The following is a 15,531-nucleotide window of genomic DNA, read 5'->3' on the forward strand; positions in this document are numbered from 1 at the left end:
GCCGTGTCGGGGGAGGACGCACTTGACCGAGCTGAGCGATCGCGAGTCAGAGCTGGTCTCCGCTCACGAGCAGGAACGTCCGGCGCGGCGACTGGGCGGGCCGCTCAAGCTCGGCGTCTGGGTCATGGGCGGGCTGCTTTCCGCGTACTCGCTGGTGGTGGTCTTCCGGCCGGTCGAGACGATCCAGCACCGCATGACGTTCCTGGCGGTGGCGCTGCCGCTGGTGTTCCTCTGCTACCGCTCGGGGCTGGCGCCGTTCGCGCGGCGCCTCCTGCGGCGCCCCGAGCCGCCACCTGCGCCGCAGGACGGCGAGCGGCGGGCGGAGTGGCCGAGCCCGATGGACTGGGTGCTGGCCGCGATGGCGCTGGCCGTGCTCGTCTACCCGCTGCTGGACATCGATGCCTTCCGCGACCGGGGCTCGGGCGCGGCGCTGACGGACGTGGACGTGGTGGCGGGCGTCGTGCTGACGGTGCTGCTGCTGGAGGCGGTACGGCGGACGGTCGGCTGGTCCTTCGCCATCATTTGCCTCCTTTTCCTGCTTTATACGTACTACGGCTCATATTTGCCCATTGACTGGACTATCGGGCATTCCGGGTTTGATATCGGACAAATCGTCTCGCAGCTTTACACCGGCACCGAGGGTTTCTTCGGCGTGCCCATGCAGGTGGCCGCCAGCTACATCATCCTGTTCACCATCTACGGCGCCGTGCTCGACTACTCCGGCGCCAGCAAGTTCTTCATCGACCTCAGCTTCGCCGCCTTCCGCCGCTCCCGCGCCGCCCCCGGCCGCACCGTCACCACGGCCGGCTTCCTGCTCGGCACCGTGTCGGGCTCCGGCGTGGCCACCACGGTCAGCCTGGGCAGCGTGGCCTGGCCGGTGCTGCGGCGGGCCGGCTACCCGAAGGAGGCCGCGGGCGGCATCCTCGCCGCCGGCGGCATCGGCGCCATCCTGTCGCCGCCCACGCTGGGCGCCGCGGCGTTCATCATCGCCGAGTACCTCGGGGTCGGCTACCTCCAGGTGCTGCTGTACGCGACCATCCCCACGCTGCTGTACTACCTCGGCATCTTCCTGGCCATCGAGATCGACTCGCGCCACTTCGGCACCCAGGCCGTGCAGGTGGACACGCCCGGCGTCGGCCGGCTGCTGCTGCGCTTCGGCTACCACTTCAGCTCGCTGCTCCTCATCGTCGTGCTGATGGCGCTCGACCGCTCGGCGTTCCAGTCCGTGGTGATCGCCACGGCGATCGCGTTCCTGCTGTCGTTCCTCGACCCGCGGCACCGCATGGGGCCCAAGCGCGTCGGGCAGGCGCTGGCCAGGGGCACGCTGGAGGTGCTGCCCGTCACCGCGGTCTGCGCGGCGGCCGGCATCATCGTGGGCACGATCACGCTCACCGGCCTCGGCCAGAACCTCGCCGACATCATCGTGGACCTCGGCGCCGGCAACCTCGTCATCACCACCGCCATGGCGGCCGTCGCGGTGCTGCTGCTGGGCCTGGCCGTGCCGGTGACGGCCAGCTTCATCATCGCCGCCGTGATCATCGGGCCGGCGCTGTTCGACCTCGGGGTCACCCGGCCCGAGGCGTACATGTTCGTCTTCTACTACGCGGTCCTGTCGGAGGTGAGCCCGCCCACGGCGCTGTCCGCGGTCGCCGCCGCCGCGATCACCGGCGGCAACACGTACCGGACCATGATGATGACCTGGCGTTACACGTTGCCGGCCTTCCTGGTGCCGTTCGCCTTCGTGCTGACGCCCAACGGGCAGGCCCTGCTCGCGCAGGGGCCGCTCGGCACCGTGCTGCTGATGACCGCGGTCTCGGCCGTCGCGGTGGCCGCCCTGGCCATGGCCACCGGCGGGCTGGCCCGCTGGCCGGAGCGGCTGCTCGCGGCGGTGGCCGCGGTGCTGCTGCTGTTCCTTGAGCCCGTCCCGATCGTCACCGGCCTGGCCGTGCTGGCCGTGGCCGTCGCCCTGCACCTGTTCAGAAGCAGAAGGGACCCGAAGTGAAGCGCATGTTCACGCCGGAAGTGAAGCGCATGTTCACGATCGCCGCCGCCGCCGTCCTGGCCGTCGCGGGCTGCGGCGGGCAGGGCGCGGGCGGCGGCTCGGGCAACCGCATCGTGATCGCCACCGGCGGCACGAGCGGCGTCTACTACGTCTACGGCGGCGGCCTGGCCCAGCAGCTGTCGGCCACCATCCCCCAGACCCGCGCCATCGCCTCGGCCACCTCGGCCTCCGTCGAGAACATCAAGCTGCTGGCCTCCGGCAAGGCCCAGATCGGCTTCTCCCAGGCCGACACCGCCGCCGACGCCGTCAACGGCAAGGACACCTTCACCGCCAAGCAGCCCGTCAAGGCCATCGCCCGCATCTACGACAACTACGCGCACGTCGTGGTCGCCCCCGGCGTCCAGGCCACCAAGCTCGCCGACCTCAGGGGCAAGACCGTCTCGCTCGGCCCCGCCAACTCCGGCACCCAGGTCGTCGCCAGGCGCATGCTGCAGGCGGCCGGCCTCGACCCCGACACCGACATCAGCAAGCAGCAGCTGTCCATCAACGAATCGGTGCAGGCGGTCAAGGACGACACGATCGACGCGTTCTTCTGGGTCGGCGGCCTGCCCACGGCCGGCATCACCGACCTGGCCGCCAGCAAGAGCAGGATGAAGATGCTCGACACCCGCGACGTGCTGGCGAAGCTGCAGCAGACGTACGGGCCGCAGTACGCCCTGCTCGACGTGGACCTGGCCGACACCTACAAGCTGTCCGGCACGATCAGGACCATCGGCATCGCGAACGTGCTGCTCGTCCCCACCTCCATGAACGAGCAGCTCGCCTATGACATCACCAAGACCCTGTTCGAGAAGAAGGCCGAGCTGGCGATGGTGCACCCGGAGGCCCGCAAGCTCGACCCGGCACTCGGGCAGCAGGTCGCCCCGGTCGAGCTGCACCCGGGCGCGGCCCGCTACTACAAGGAGAAGGGCTGATCCGCCTGCTCCTGGCGCTCGCGGCGGTGGCGGCGCTCGGCACCGGCGGCGACGCCGGGCGCCCGACCGTGAACGGCCTGCCCGTGGTGGCGGGCACGTTCTCGATCGCGTACGTGCATTCGGTCTACCGCGCGCCCTCCGCCGAGGTGTTCACCGTGGAGGGCACCCGGTTCACGATGCGGGCCGTCGTGTCGCTCAGCGGGGGCGTGCTGGACTACTACGCGCTGGAGGGCGAGCGGGCCCGCCTGCCCGGCGGCGCGTACGTGCTGCGGCCGGCCGAGCCCGCCACGTACGAGGAGCTGACGCTGCTCGCGACCCCGATCGGGCGCAGGACGCTCGTCTCGGGCGGGCGCTGCCTGCCGCTGTACCCGGAGCGGGGCGCCCGCGAGGTGCGGCTGGCGCTCGCGCTCGCCCAGCCCGCCCCGGCGTGCCGTGCCCCGGGGTCTTCGCGGCCCTACAGCCAGTCCTTCTTCTTGAACACCCCGTACAGCCCCGCTGACGCCAGCGCCACCAGCACCGTGGACGTCCAGAACCCCAGCGGGGTCCCCGACCCCGGGTAGGGCACGTTCTGGCCGTAGAAGCCGGTGATCGCGGTCGGCACCGCGATGATCGCGGCCCAGCTCGTGACCCGCTTCATGATCTCGTTCAGCCGGAACCCCTGCTGCGACAGGCGGGTCTCGCGCACGTTGGCGAGCATGTCGCGGATCGACTCCACCCACTCGGTGACCCGCAGGACGTGGTCGTAGACGTCCTCGTAGTACGGCTTCATCGCCGGGTCGGCCACCAGGTCCTCGTCGCGGCGCAGCAGCGTGCCGATCACCTCCCGCATCGGGAAGGTGACCCGGCGCAGCTTCGTCGTGTCCTTGCGCAGCAGGTACATCGACTGCTGCAACGCCCTGCCGTCGCGGACGCTCTGCGCGAACAGCGACTCCTCCATCGCCTCCACCTGCCCGTCGAGCTCCTGCACCAGGTCGAAGTGCTGGTCCACGACGTGGTCGAGCAGGCCGTGCAGCAGGAACGTCACGCCGTGGCAGGCCATGCGGGAGGCGGAGTCCCAGCGCCTGAGCACCCCGCCCAGGTCGAAGCGGTCGTTCTCGCGCACGGTCACCAGGGCGTTCTTCGTGACGAAGACGTCCACCTCGACGGGCACGATCCGGCCCGCTTCGAGATACAGCCCGTACACCGTCACGAACAGGTGATGGTCGTAGACGTCCACCTTGGGGCGCTCGTGGTCGCTGAGCACGTCCTCGATCGCCAGCTCGTGCAGCCCCAGCTCCTCGCTGATGACGGCGAGCTGCTCCGGCGACGGGGCGCACAGGTCGAACCAGACCACGTTCTCCGGGTCCGCCACGTGGTCGGAGACCTCCTCGACGGGGAAGCCCTCCTTCTCGAGGACGCCGTTCCGGTACAGACGCGTATGCACTAGCCGAGTCTGGCAAATCGTCGGGCGTTGCGCACGGCCGCCCCTCCCGGATCGTTGTTGAAGTAGACGTAGGCGTCCTGCCAGCCCGCCTCCGCCACCCGGGCCGCCCAGGTGCGCAGCGCGCCCTCGCCGTACGACCAGCCGGAGCGGCCCTGGTGCAGGCGCACGTACCCCCAATCCGCCGTCCGCCACAGCGGGGTCACCGGCCGGCCCAGCCGGTCGGCCCAGCACAACGCGGCCCCGCGCGCCACCAGGAGCTGCCGCACCTCCTCGGTCCACCACGAGTCGTGGCGCGGCTCCACCGCCACCCGCACCTCCGGCGGGAAGCAGCCCAGGCACCGGTCGAGCCGGGCGGGGTCCGCCTTGAGCGTCGGCGGGAGCTGCAGCAGGATGGGCCCCAGCTTCTCCTTCAGCCCGGCGGCGGCGCCCATCAGGCGCGCGACCGGCTCCTCCGGCTCCTCCAGCCGCCTGATGTGGGTCAGGAACCTGCTGGCCTTCACCGCCATCACGAAACCCGGCGGCGTCCGGTCGCGCCAGGCCGCGAACGACTCCAGGCTCGGCAGGCGGTAGAAGGCGTTGTTGCTCTCGACGGTGGCGAACTCGGCCGCGTACGTCTCCAGCCACAACCGCATCGGCACGCCCTCCGGATACAGGACGCCACGCCAGTCCTTGTACTGCCACCCCGAGGTGCCCACCAGCCGCGTCATGGCATCTGGCCTACCCTGCACAGCCGCGTGCAGTACAACTGTCCTAGTTCGTCAGCCGAGGAGGACTTGTCACGCGATGGGCGCCAACCACGCGCACGGTACCGCCGTTCCCAGCTCGCGCCGCACGGTGGTGGCCGGTCTGGCCGTCCTGGTGCCGCTCGCCGTCGTCACCCTGGCCGCCCTCCTCTGGCTGTGGCCGGACGGCGGGAAAGCGGCCGCGCCCGCGCAGTCCGGCGTGCAGCGGCTGACCGGCACCGTCGTCAGCGTCACGCTCAAGACCTGCCCGGCCGCCCTCGAAGGCTCGCCCCGGCCCGACCCCGCCACCTGCGGCAACGCCGTCGTCAAGGTGGGCGACGGGCCCGACGCCGGGCAGGATGTCGAGCTCCGCCTGCCCAGCGGGCCCGGCGCGCAGCACTTCGCCGCCGCCGACGACGTCATCCTGCTGCGCGGCGCCGACGGCACCTACCAGATCTCCGACCACGACCGGTCGACGCCGCTGTGGCTGTTCGGGGCGGCGTTCGCGCTCGCCGTCATCGCCTTCGGGCGGTGGCGCGGGGTGACGGCGCTGGTGGGGCTGGCCGTCACGTTCGTGCTGCTGCTGACGTTCGTCATCCCCGGCATCCTCGACGGGCGGCCGCCCATGCTGGTCGCCATCGTCGGCGCCGCGGCGATCATGCTGGCGGTGCTCTACCTCACGCACGGGTTCTCCCTGTCCACGTCCGTGGCCGTCCTCGGCACGCTGGCCAGCCTGGCGCTGACCGGCGTGCTGTCGTACGCCGCCCTGGGGTTCGCCCGGCTCAACGGCATCACCGACGACAGCGCGCTCGCCCTCGACATGAGCCTGTCGCTCGACACCCAGGGGCTGCTGCTGGCCAGCATCATCATCGGCGCCCTCGGCGTGCTCGACGACGTCACCGTCACCCAGGCCGTCACGGTCGCCGAGCTCGCCCACGCCAACCCGTCCTACGGCTTCGGCCGCCTCTACCGCTCGGCCATGCGGATCGGGCGCGCGCACATCGCGTCGGTCATCAACACGATCATCCTGGCGTACGCGGGGGCGTCGCTGCCGTTGCTGCTGCTGTTCAGCATCGGGGAGCAGCCGCTGGGCGAGGTGATGTCGACGCCGGTCATCGCGCAGGAGATCGTCCGCAGCATCGTCGGCACGCTGGGCCTCATCGCCGCCGTCCCCATCACGACCGCCCTGGCCGCCCTGACGGCCTCCCGTCGGCTCGCCGAGGATCCCGCACCCGACCCCGACCCCGCCGACCGCCCCGACCCCGCCGGGCATGCCGCGCACTCCGCGCACGTCGGGCACTCCGCGCACGGCGGGCATGCCGGGCGCTCCGGGCGCTCGGCGCGGGACTCCGAATACGAGGACTTCTTCACCCGCAGGCACGATCGGGACGAGGACGACTACGACGGGTTCTTCACGCCGCAGCCCCGCCCCGACGCGCGTGCCCGCCCGGAGCCGGCGCCCGCCGCCGGGCGGCACGGTGACGGCCGCGGGCCGACCGGCGCTGGGCCCGCCCCGGCCCCATGGCCCCAAGACGCCCCCTGGCCCGCCGACGCCCCTGGCCAGGCCCCGCCTCCGGGCCCGCGCCCGCCCCGTCGCCTGGTCCCACCTCGGGACCTGCGCCCGGCCCGGGACCTGTGCCCGGCGCGGGGCCTATGCCCGGCCCGGGACCTGTGCCCGGCCCGGGGCCGGGTCCCGACCGACCGGCGCGCCACCGTCGCCGGTCGGGCCGCTGACCTCATCCTGAGGGGCCCGCGCCGGACCCGGGACCCGCGGGCGGGAGCGGGGGCCATGATCGCGTAATCTTTCCTGACATGACGGCCGACCTCCTGGCGAAACGGGTGACGAACGTGCTGGCACCCCAGGTGCTGGTGATCGTCATGCCCCCGCTCGTCGGCCTGCTGGCCCAGGGCTGGGGCGGGGCGGCGTGGGGCTGGTGGCGTCGGCGTTCTGCGGCGGGGTGCCGGCGGCGGTGATCGCGGTCGGCGTGCGCTCGGGCAGGCTCGACTCGCACCACATCGTGGACCGCGCCCGCCGCACCGGCCCGTTGCTGGCGGCGGTCGCGGCCGTGCTGGTGGCGCTGGCGCTGCTGGTGGTGCTGGGCGCGCCGACGCTGCTGGTCGCGACCGTGACGGCGATGCTGGTCGCGCTGGGCGTGACCGTCCCGGTCACGTCGCGCTGGAAGATCTCCTTCCACGCCGCGGTCTCGGCCGGAACGGTGGTGGTGCTGGCCCACGTCCTGCCCGCGTGGCCGACCGCGCTGGCCGGGGCCGCCGTCGTGGCGCTGGTGTGCTGGGCGCGGGTACGGCTGTCGCACCACACGGGGCCGCAGGTGCTGGCCGGGGCGGTGGTCGGCACGCTGACGACGTGGGCGACGCTCAGCGCGTTCGGCCTGGGCATCTGACGACACCCACCGGCGGAATAGCGGCGCCGCCGGCGGGGTTGGCGCCAACATGGATGCCACGAACCGCGGCCGGGTGCGCGTCGAGCGCACGGCCAAGCGCGTGCGGACCTACCTGGGCGGGCGGGTGGTGGCCGACACCACCGACGCCCTGCTGGTGTGGGAAGTCCCGTACTACCCCACCTACTACTTCCCGCCGGACGACGTGGACGAGTCCGCGCTGAAGGCCACCGGAGCCACCAAGCACTCCCCGAGCAGGGGCGACGCGGTCGTCTACACCGTCACGTCGGGCACCGCCGAGGCCCCCGACGCGGCGCTGGCCTATCCCGACTCGCCGCTGGAGCAGATCCGGGGATACGTCCGCTTCGACTGGGACGCCATGGACGCCTGGTTCGAGGAGGACGAGGAGGTGTTCTTCCACCCGCGCGACCCGTACACGAGGGTGGACATCCTGGCGAGCTCGCGGCACGTGCGGATCGAGGTGGACGGCGTGACCGTGGCCGACTCCCGCAGCCCGCGCATCCTCTTCGAGACGGGCCTGCCCGCCCGGTACTACCTGCCGAAGACCGACGTGCGCCTCGACCTGCTGGAGCACACCGACACCGTCACGCACTGCCCCTACAAGGGCACGGCGGAGTACTGGGCGGTCAACGGCAAGAAGGACCTGGCGTGGTCGTACCGGACGCCGCTGCCCGAGAGCGAGAAGATCGCGGGGCTGATCGCGTTCTACGACGAGAAGCTCGACGTGTACGTGGACGGCGAGCTGCAGGAGCGGCCGAAGACCAAGTTCGCCTGAGCCGGGCGGCGGGTCGGGCGGCCGTCAGAGGCCGGCTGAGGCAGGAGGCTGCCGGAGTCAGGAGGCTGCCGGCGTCCAGTGGGGGTCGCGGCCGAGGTAGCGCAGCAGCGTGGCCACGTCGTCGTCGCCGGGCCGGCTCTCCAGCTCGGCGGCGTACGCGCCCCAGGCGCGCAGCGGCTCGACGATCTCCCTGGCCACCTTGAGCAGGGGCCGGGCCAGCTCGGGGGTGAGGGGCGACGGCCCGCCGGTGGCCATGGCGATGTCCCAGGCGTGCACGCCGGCGTCGAGCGCGCAGGCCGCCGCGCCGGACTCGGGGGTCATCTTGTGCGGCGGCACGGGGGTGGGCACCTCGGCGGCCTCCCGGTCGACGCCCGCCCACGCCCTGGCCGAGCGGGCCAGCGCGTCCTCCATCAGGGCGGTGGGGTCGCCGTCGATGGTGCCGGACGGGTCGAACGGGTTGAAGTCGGGGCCGGGCTCGCCGGTGAGCGCGGAGGCGAAGCCGATCTGGTCGCCCGCCGCGTGCTGCAGGACGTGCGCGACGCTCCACCCGGCGCACGGCGTGGGCAGGCTCCAGCCGCCGGCGGGCACGCCGCGCACGGCCTGACGCAGCGCCTCGTGCGAGGCGTCGAGAACGTCCCAGCCGCTGGTGTTGATGCTGTCGCTCATGAGTGGTGTCCCTTTCCGCTGTTGTTGACACCACTCTATCAGAACGGAATGCTTTGTTCCACTCTTAGGACGCCTGGTTTTCCAGCCCCTTGATGAGCGCGTCGAGCGCGTGGCGGAAGTCGGCCTCCGGGTCCACCCCGCCACCCTGCGTCCAGCGCAGCAACCGGCTGAAGTGCGGCAGCGCGGCCGGGTTCATCTGGGTGACGTACGCGCCGACGTTCGTCGCGCCCGCGTGCTCCCGTACGTCCGCCGCGAACCCGCCCGTGGACAGCAGCAGCGACCCGAACACCAGCGAGTTCACCGCCCCCAGTGCCCGCCACGCGCCCTGGTCGTCGAACCCGCCCGCGTACAGCGCCCCCACCAGGGCGTCCAGCGGCGACAGCGCGCGCACGGAGGTCGGGTTGGAGCGGTCGGTCACCAGCGCCATCGGCACCACCGGATGGCGGCGGAAGGCCCGGTACATGCTCAGCGCCGCCGACCTGACCTGCTCCTGCCACGGCAGCTCCGGATCGGGCGGCTCCACCTGGGCGAACACGCGCTCGGCGATGCCGTCGAGGAGGTCGGCCTTGTTCGAGACGTGGTTGTAGAGCGACATCGCCTCCACGCCGAGCGCCTTGGCCAGGCGCCGCATCGACAAGCCGTCCAGGCCCTCCTCGTCGGCCAGCGCCAGCGCCGCGTCGAGGACCTTCTCCCTGTTCAGCGGCTCGCGTCGAGCCATGTGCGCCTTCCTCTCCCTCGGGTGCCGGTTGACAAAGCTTACGGTGTACGTGTTTTACTTACGGCGTATGCTTACGCTGTAAGTAGAGGAGATCGATGGAAGACGTGATCATCGTCGGCGGCGGGCCGGTCGGCCTGCTGCTGGCTTGCGAGCTCAAGCTCGCCGGAGCCGACCCGCTGGTGCTGGAGGCCGCCGACGGCGAGCGGCGCCGGACGCGCAGCCTCGGGCTGCGCTCGCTGAACGCCCGCACGATGCAGTCGCTGGCCCTGCGCGGGCTCGTCGAGCCGGTCGAACGGGCCCAGTGGGACATGCTCGACGCCCTGGCCGCCGACCGTCAGGAGCCCGGCGAGGCCGGGGACGTGGTCGCGCTGATGCTGGAGATCCTGCGCAAGGGGCAGATCCGCGGGCACTTCGCCGGGCTGCCGCTCCTCGACCCCGAAGGGAACGCCCAGTACGTGATGCTCCGCCAGGACCGGCTGGAGGAGCTGCTCGCGGAGCGGGCCACCGCCATGGGGGTGCGGATCCGGCAGGGACGCGCGGTCACCGACGTCGTCCAGGACGGCTCGTCCGTCACCGCCGTGCTCGACGACGGGCGCGCCGTGCCCGGCGCGTACCTGGTGGGCTGCGACGGCGGGCGGAGCGTGGTGCGCAAGCGCGCCGGGTTCGCCTTCGACGGCACGCCGCCCACCATGACGGGCCGGACGGCGGTCGCCGAGCTGGCCGACCCCTCCATGGTGACGTCGTCACTGCGCGGGCCCGGCGGGCTGGTCAACCTGTCGCTGGTGCCGGGGGAGATCGCGACCATCGAGTTCGACGGCGGGCCCGGCGACAGGGACGCGCCCGTCACCGCCGCCGAGCTGCAGGACAGCCTGCGGCGGGTGACCGGCAAGGACGTGGTGGTGCGGCGGCTCGTGACCGGCATCCGGTACAGCGACAACGCCCGGCACGCGGAGTCGTACCGGAAGGGGCGGGTGCTGCTGGCCGGGGACGCGGCGCACGTGCACTCGCCCATCGGCGGCCAGGGCCTCAACCTCGGGCTCCAGGACGCGTTCAACCTCGGCTGGCGGCTGGGGCTGGTGGCGCGGGGAGCGGCGCCCCAGAGCCTGCTCGACGGCTACACCGCCGAGCGGCACCCGGTGGCGGCCAGGGTCCTGCGGAACGCGCGGGCGCAGGTCGCGCTCATGCGTCCCGGGGCGCAGGTGGACGCGTTGCGCGAGGTGCTGGGCGAGGTGATCGGGCTGCCGGAGGCGTGGCGGCACTTCGCGGGCATGATGGACGGCACGGCGATCGACTACGCGCCCGGCGCGGCCGTGCCCCTGACGGGCCGGTTCGTCCCCGCCGACCTGCCGCTGACCGGCCCGGCCGGGGTCGCCGAGCTGCTGCGCGACGGCCACGGCCTCCTCATCGGCGGCTCAGGACCGGACGCGCGGCCGGGCGGCCTCGAAGCCGTCCCGGCCGGGCACGGCGACCGGGTCCGGTTCGCCCGCGCCGAGACCGGCGCCGACCTCGGCGGGGCGAGCGCGCTGCTGGTCCGTCCGGACGGGTACGTCGCCTGGGCCGGTGAGCCCGACGGGGCGCGCGACGCGCTCACCACGTGGTTCGGCCCGCCCGCGCGCACGGCCGCGTGAGGCCGGTGCGGGTCAGGTGAACAGGCGGGTGAGGACGCGGGTGCCGAACTCCAGGCCCTCCACCGGCACCCGCTCGTCCTTCCCGTGGAACATCCCGAAGTAGTCCAGATCGGGCCGCAGCATCAGCGGCGCGAACCCGTACCCCTTGATGCCGATCCGGGCGAACGACTTGGCGTCCGTGCCCCCGGCCATCACGTACGGCACCGGCCGGGCGTGCGCGTCCTCGGCCACCAGCGCCCCGGCCAGCTCGTCGAAGAACGCCGACGGGTAGGGCGCGTCGGGCGCCTCCTCCAGGTTCACGAACTCGCGGGTGACCTTCGGCCCGAGCAGCTCGTCGACGGTGGCCAGGAACTCCTCCTGGAGCCCCGGAAGGTAGCGCCCGTCCACGTGGGCCGAGGCCGTCGAGGGCACGACGTTCACCTTGTAGCCGGCCTCCAGCATGGTGGAGTTGGCGGAGTTGCGGATCTGTCCCTTGAACAGGCTGCCGAGCGCGCCGAGCCGGGCCGCCTCGGCGTCCAGCCGGTCGAGGTCGATCGGCGCGCCGGTGATCTCCGACAGCTCCTGGAGGAGCGCCGCGACCGACGGCGTCAGCCGCACCGGCCACTCGTACGACGCCACCCGCGACAGGGCGTGCACCAGCGTGGCGACGGGGTTGTCCACGGCCGGGCGGGAGCCGTGCCCGGCGACGCCGTGCGCGGTCAGCTTCATCCAGGCGGTGCCGCGCTCGCCGACCGCGATCGGGTACACGCGGTGCCCCTCGGAGGCGACGCTGAACCCGCCGGACTCGCTGATGGCCTCGCTGACCCCGTCGAACAGCTCCCGGTGCGCGCTGACGGCGTGCCGGGAGCCGTAGTCGCCGGTGGCCTCCTCGTCGGCCAGGAACGCCAGCACGAGGTCCCGCTTCGGCCGCTCGCCGCGCGCCCGCATGCCGAGCACGGTGGCGAGGGTCATCGCGCACGAGCCCTTCATGTCGACGGCGCCGCGCCCGTAGACGCAGCCGTCCTCGATCTCGCCGGAGAACGGGTGCATCCGCCACTCGGCCGGGTCGGCGGGCACGACGTCGAGGTGGCCGTGCACGAGCAGCGCGTCGGGGGAGTCGCCCGCCATCCTGACCACGACGGTGGTGCGCCGGGGCGCCGACTCGAACACCTCCGGCTCCAGGCCGGCGTCGGCCAGCAGCGTGGCGACGTACTCGGCGGCCGGACGCTCGCCGGAGCCCGGGTTCGTGGTGTCGAACCTGATCAGGTCCGAGCAGATCTCGGCAACGCTCTTCACGCTCTCCCCTTAAGAGTCAGCGGCGGCACCTCCGGCGTGTCCATGCCGAAGATCAGCCCGTAGAAGGCCAGCTCGGCCTCCAGCACCGCGACGACAGTCTCCTCCCTGCGCCAGCCGTGCTGCTCGCCGGGGAAGGTCAGCAGGGCCCACTCTTTGCCGTGCCTGTCCAGTTCGGCGGTGAAGCGGCGGGCCTGCGACACGTCCACGATGGCGTCCTCCAGGCCGTGCAGCATCAGGCAGGGGCCGGAGGCGCGGAAGGCGTTCAGCAGCGGGGAACGATCGGTGTAGCGCTGCCGCGTCTCCGGCAGGGGGCCGATCAGCCCGTCGAGGTAGCGCGACTCGAAGTCGTGCGTCTCGGCGGCCCAGCTCTCCGGGTCGGTGATCGCGTAGTGCGCCACCCCGCCCGCGAACACGTCGCTGTGCACGAGCGCCGCCACCGTCGTCCAGCCGCCCGCGCTGCCGCCCCTGACGGCGAGCTTGGCGGCGTCGGCCCGGCCCAGCTCGACCAGGCCGCGCGCCACCTTGGCGCAGTCCTGTACGTCCACGACGCCCCACTGGTGGCGCAGCCGCTCCCGGTAGGCGCGGCCGTAGCCCGTGGAGCCGCCGTAGTTGACCACGGCCACGCCGATGCCCCTGCTGGTGAAGTAGGCGATCTCCAGGTCGAGCATGACCGGCATGTGCCCGGTCGGGCCGCCGTGCGCGAAGATCACGTACGGTCCGGGGCCGCGCACCCCGGACGGCGGGTACAGGTGCGCGTGCACGCCCTCGATCGTCACGGTCTCCGGATCGGGCAGCAGGGCGCGGTCCGGCAGGGCCTTGCGCGGCGACGCCACCTCGTGCGCGCCGTCGTCCAGGCCGACGAGCGTGACCTCCAGCGGCGTGTACGGCGTCGCCCCCACCGCCGCGACCTTGCCGCCCGCGACCGAGACCGTCGAGGCCCAGTGGGTCGCCGCGCCGCCGAGCTCCCGCAGGTCGCCGCTCTCCGGGTCGAGCACGCCGAGGCGCCGGTGGTCGGCGGTGCCGTAGACGACGGCCAGGCGGCCGTCCTCGGCCACGGCCAGGCAGGTCAGGCCCGGCTTCCAGGCCGCCATGCCGAACTCCAGCTCCATCGGGGTGAGGTTGCGGCCCGGGGAGCCGTCCAGGGGGACGAGGTGCACGTTCCACCAGCCGGTCGGGTCCGTCACCGCGTACAGGCTCGTGTCGTCGCGCCACTCCGCCTGGCAGACCGACTCGCGCGGCCCGCCCGCCACCACCTCGTACGGCCCGGCGGTGCCGTCGTCGGACAGCGGCGCCACGCACAGCTCGGTGCCGTCCCAGGGCATGTTCGGGTGGTCCCAGCCGATCCAGGCCACCCACCGGCCGTCGGGGGAGAGGCGGGGGTTCATCAGGAAGTGCTGGGCCTCGGCCACGACCCGCACGGGGCCGCCGTCCAGCGGCACCGCCACCAGGTCCCGCACGTCGGCGATCTCCCTGACCGCCCACACCTCGTCGCGGCCCGGCGGCAGGTACAGGTCGCCGTACCGGGACGGGCCCTCCGGGGTGAGCGGCACCGGGGCGCCGCCGTCCAGCCGGTAGACGCGCTGGTCGGCCCAGTTCGTGAACACCAGGCCGCCCCCGGGCAGCGGGCGCCAGGAGCGGCCGCCGTACTCGACCAGCCGGTTGCGGGCGTTCCAGCCCTCGGGGAGCGCGTCGACGCGGGAGCCGTCGGGCAGGCGGCGCACCACGCACCGCCGGCCGCCCTCGTGCGGGCGCGGCTCGTCCCACCAGACCTCGACACCGGAGGGCGTGGCCACCGCCTCCACCCACTGGGGGCCGCCGTCGATATGGGCCACGTCGATCGGTCGAATGCTCATCAACTCACCAATTGCCATTCGTACAAGGAGGAAGAGGAACGTCTGGGGGGTGCAGCACGTACGCGATGCCGCCGCTGCCGGAGCTCCGAAGCCACACGTGCTCGAACGCCGCCCGCGGATACACCCGCCGCACCTCGGCGTCGCACGGCGCGGCCGGGTCGTTGACCACGATGTCGCCCCCGGCCGTGACACCGGTGACGACCAGGATGTGCCCGTTCGTGGAGTAGCAGGAGCCGGGCAGCTCGTACGCCTTGAACGACTGCGAGGTGATCACCGGGATGCCGGCCCGTACGAACCGCTCCAGCTCCGCCGCCGACCGCAGCCGCGTCACGAACCCGGACAACCCGAACCGCCCCGCGTACGCCACGCCGAACGGCCAGTTGCCGGTGCCCTGGTAGCTCTCGTCGTACGTGCCGGCCGCCGCGTGGTCCACGTCGGGGGCCGGGTCGCCGTCGCCCACCCAGGCCAACTCGTCCGGCGCGGGCCCGCGCCCCCAGTAGGCCAGCACCATGGCCACCGAGGCGGGGCTGCACCAGTTGGCGCCGCCGCCGTCGTAGCGCACGTGATGTCCCGCGTGCGCGTGCTGCGAACGCCTTGGCACCGCCAGCTCCACCGCGCCGCCGGGGCCCGGCGCGCTCGGCGGCGGCGGCACGCGCGGCAGCGCCGAGGCCATCACGCCCAGCCCGGTCACCCGCGAGCCCTCGCCATAGTGGGTCACCCGCACCTGGAACGACGTCACCGGCTGCCTGGCCACGAACGTGTCCACCGCCACGTCCCCGTGCTCGTCGCCCTGGCCCGGCACCGAGGTACGCGGCGCGCCCTGCTCCGACCAGCGGCCCATGACGTACCACTTGGTCAGCTCACCCGAAGCGGTCCTGGCCCGCAGCGCGACCTCGATCCACGCGCCCGGCGGGGTGCGCGCCGTCCACGACGGGACGAGCTGGGTCGCGGCGAAGCCGATCGGCAGCTCCTCGCCGGTCCACACGCGGGCGCCCGCCGGCACGGTAAGACGGGCAAAGGCGACATGGGCCAGATCGACGGTGAGCACCAGGCACATTGTGGTTTCGCACTCCAC

The 15,531-nt window shown here is 73.0% G+C and carries 15 protein-coding genes; 8 read left to right on the forward strand and 7 right to left on the reverse strand.

What is annotated here, in order from left to right; all coding sequences use genetic code 11:
- Positions 1-22 precede the first annotated feature (22 nt).
- Genes KIS93_RS60030 through KIS93_RS60040 form a run of 3 tightly spaced genes read left to right on the forward strand, consistent with a single transcriptional unit; the run spans position 23 to position 3,536 of the window.
- Positions 23-2,002 (forward strand): TRAP transporter permease, encoded by a 1,980-nt coding sequence (locus tag KIS93_RS60030; RefSeq protein ID WP_222108146.1) that lies wholly within the window; start codon positions 23-25, stop codon positions 2,000-2,002.
- Between the two features lie 5 nt (positions 2,003-2,007).
- Complete coding sequence (locus KIS93_RS60035) at positions 2,008-2,976, forward strand: TAXI family TRAP transporter solute-binding subunit (protein WP_080040863.1); 969 nt, start codon at positions 2,008-2,010, stop codon at positions 2,974-2,976.
- Between the two features lie 26 nt (positions 2,977-3,002).
- Entirely contained in the window at positions 3,003-3,536 is a 534-nt protein-coding gene (locus tag KIS93_RS60040; protein WP_186405125.1) for a DUF1850 domain-containing protein, read from the forward strand.
- On the opposite strand, the gene KIS93_RS60045 is transcribed toward KIS93_RS60040, so the two are convergent.
- Together KIS93_RS60045 and KIS93_RS60050 are read right to left on the reverse strand one after the other, a co-directional pair.
- Positions 3,431-4,399 (reverse strand): magnesium transporter CorA family protein, encoded by a 969-nt coding sequence (locus KIS93_RS60045; protein WP_230466383.1) that lies wholly within the window; start codon positions 4,397-4,399, stop codon positions 3,431-3,433. The two genes, KIS93_RS60040 and KIS93_RS60045, sit on opposite strands and share 106 nt — an antisense overlap.
- The gene (locus KIS93_RS60050) at positions 4,399-5,106 is read right to left on the reverse strand and encodes a DUF72 domain-containing protein (RefSeq protein ID WP_080040861.1); all 708 of its coding nucleotides are present in this window, start codon (positions 5,104-5,106) and stop codon (positions 4,399-4,401) included. The genes KIS93_RS60045 and KIS93_RS60050 overlap by 1 nt, the downstream gene beginning before the upstream one ends.
- A 76-nt stretch (positions 5,107-5,182) precedes the next feature.
- On the opposite strand from KIS93_RS60050, the gene KIS93_RS60055 reads away from it, so the two are divergent.
- The 4 genes from KIS93_RS60055 to KIS93_RS60065 are packed head-to-tail and all read left to right on the forward strand — an operon-like array spanning position 5,183 to position 8,316.
- Positions 5,183-6,922, forward strand: a complete 1,740-nt coding sequence (locus KIS93_RS60055; RefSeq protein WP_222108147.1) for a YibE/F family protein — start codon at positions 5,183-5,185, stop codon at positions 6,920-6,922.
- Between the two features lie 11 nt (positions 6,923-6,933).
- Complete coding sequence (locus tag KIS93_RS67020) at positions 6,934-7,095, forward strand: hypothetical protein (protein ID WP_246005555.1); 162 nt, start codon at positions 6,934-6,936, stop codon at positions 7,093-7,095.
- On the forward strand, positions 7,047-7,523 hold the full coding sequence (locus KIS93_RS60060) for a hypothetical protein (RefSeq protein ID WP_246005556.1): 477 nt from the start codon (positions 7,047-7,049) through the stop codon (positions 7,521-7,523). Before KIS93_RS67020 ends, KIS93_RS60060 begins: the two co-directional genes overlap by 49 nt.
- A 49-nt stretch (positions 7,524-7,572) precedes the next feature.
- Complete coding sequence (locus tag KIS93_RS60065) at positions 7,573-8,316, forward strand: DUF427 domain-containing protein (RefSeq protein WP_080040858.1); 744 nt, start codon at positions 7,573-7,575, stop codon at positions 8,314-8,316.
- A 57-nt stretch (positions 8,317-8,373) separates the two neighbouring features.
- Here the strand turns inward: KIS93_RS60065 and KIS93_RS60070 are convergent, their stop codons facing one another.
- Together KIS93_RS60070 and KIS93_RS60075 are read right to left on the reverse strand one after the other, a co-directional pair.
- Complete coding sequence (locus tag KIS93_RS60070) at positions 8,374-8,982, reverse strand: TIGR03086 family metal-binding protein (RefSeq protein WP_080040857.1); 609 nt, start codon at positions 8,980-8,982, stop codon at positions 8,374-8,376.
- 64 nt (positions 8,983-9,046) lie between these two features.
- Positions 9,047-9,700 (reverse strand): TetR/AcrR family transcriptional regulator C-terminal domain-containing protein, encoded by a 654-nt coding sequence (locus tag KIS93_RS60075; RefSeq protein WP_080040856.1) that lies wholly within the window; start codon positions 9,698-9,700, stop codon positions 9,047-9,049.
- Between the two features lie 95 nt (positions 9,701-9,795).
- On the opposite strand from KIS93_RS60075, the gene KIS93_RS60080 reads away from it, so the two are divergent.
- Complete coding sequence (locus tag KIS93_RS60080) at positions 9,796-11,328, forward strand: FAD-dependent monooxygenase (protein ID WP_080040855.1); 1,533 nt, start codon at positions 9,796-9,798, stop codon at positions 11,326-11,328.
- Between the two features lie 12 nt (positions 11,329-11,340).
- Here KIS93_RS60080 and KIS93_RS60085 read toward each other — a convergent pair whose 3' ends face one another.
- Genes KIS93_RS60085 through KIS93_RS60095 form a run of 3 tightly spaced genes read right to left on the reverse strand, consistent with a single transcriptional unit; the run spans position 11,341 to position 15,513 of the window.
- Positions 11,341-12,603: a M20/M25/M40 family metallo-hydrolase gene (locus tag KIS93_RS60085; RefSeq protein WP_080040854.1), complete on the reverse strand. Its 1,263-nt coding sequence runs from the start codon at positions 12,601-12,603 to the stop codon at positions 11,341-11,343.
- Positions 12,600-14,456: a S9 family peptidase gene (locus tag KIS93_RS60090; protein WP_230466382.1), complete on the reverse strand. Its 1,857-nt coding sequence runs from the start codon at positions 14,454-14,456 to the stop codon at positions 12,600-12,602. Before KIS93_RS60090 ends, KIS93_RS60085 begins: the two co-directional genes overlap by 4 nt.
- A 4-nt stretch (positions 14,457-14,460) precedes the next feature.
- Positions 14,461-15,513 carry a C39 family peptidase gene (locus KIS93_RS60095; protein WP_080040852.1) on the reverse strand — a complete coding sequence of 351 codons (1,053 nt, stop codon included), beginning with the start codon at positions 15,511-15,513 and terminating at the stop codon, positions 14,461-14,463.
- Between the last annotated feature and the right edge of the window lie 18 nt (positions 15,514-15,531).

Origin of the sequence: [Actinomadura] parvosata subsp. kistnae (assembly GCF_900323885.1) — a bacterium.
Taxonomy (GTDB): domain Bacteria; phylum Actinomycetota; class Actinomycetes; order Streptosporangiales; family Streptosporangiaceae; genus Nonomuraea; species Nonomuraea composti.